The 848-nt window shown below is 57.5% G+C and carries 2 protein-coding genes; both read right to left on the minus strand.

All coding sequences use genetic code 11. The features are described 5' to 3' along the window. Nucleotides 1–202: hypothetical protein (locus tag AC0L3D_RS36785; protein WP_473647545.1), on the minus strand; the 202-nt coding region annotated here is incomplete at its 3' end. A 318-nt stretch (nucleotides 203–520) separates the two neighbouring features. Further along, nucleotides 521–848: prolyl oligopeptidase family serine peptidase (locus AC0L3D_RS36790; RefSeq protein ID WP_473647546.1), on the minus strand; the 328-nt coding region annotated here is incomplete at its 5' end.

Below are 848 nucleotides of genomic sequence, written 5' to 3' on the forward strand. Positions count from 1 at the left end.
TCGATATCCTCGCCGCCGCATAAGCACCGCCCGCCATCTCTTCTTGCTTCAGTTCAACAAAAATTTGCAACAGAACCAAAATTGCTCCCCCGCCGGCACAGTGCTTCAGCAGGCTTGGGCGGGGGAGCTTGGGACAGCCTGCCGACGCACTGTTGGAGCGGACCATAATTTTGTTTGTGTCCGGCTTGTGGCGGAAATCCATTTTGCCGCGGAACCGTTTGCCGCAGCGGGCCGTAGCCGTTGGACATGAGCCTCACATCTCCGGAGGCAGTTCCTCCTCCCTGGCAACCGCTCTTTTTTTGGAACCACCAGAGTCAACCGGGAGAGATGAGCACGCCGACGTATTGCGCCGGCATGCGCATGCGGGTGTTGTCGCGGCGAGCCGATATCGTGGATACGCAGCGCAAGTCTTAGATGACAGGCTCGTCCGAGCGGGGACGATCTGCTCGTCGCCTTGATTACAGCCACGAAATGCGGGCGAACAATTGCAAGAGGCACAAGCTGGCGGTCGCCATCGTCGTCATGATTTTTCATTCTGCATCTCGATTGGTCTGGCGTTCCAGTCGGGTGGGGTCTGATCGAGAATGTTGCGAACGAAGAAGTCCAGGAGTTTGCGCTCAGTGTAGATGCCTGGCGCGTTGTGATCGGCACCAGGCACATAGACCATGTCGAAATCTTTTCCCGCCTTGATGAGTCGGTCGGCAAGCTGCAGCGAGGAGGACGGGTCGACATTGCGGTCCATTTCGCCGACGACGATCATCAGCTTGCCCCGCAGCCTGTAAGCATTGTCGATGGCGGAGGATTGGGAATATTCAATGCCGACTGGCCACCCCATCCACTGTTCGTTC

The sequence above is a fragment of the Mesorhizobium sp. WSM4837 genome (genome assembly GCF_055811435.1).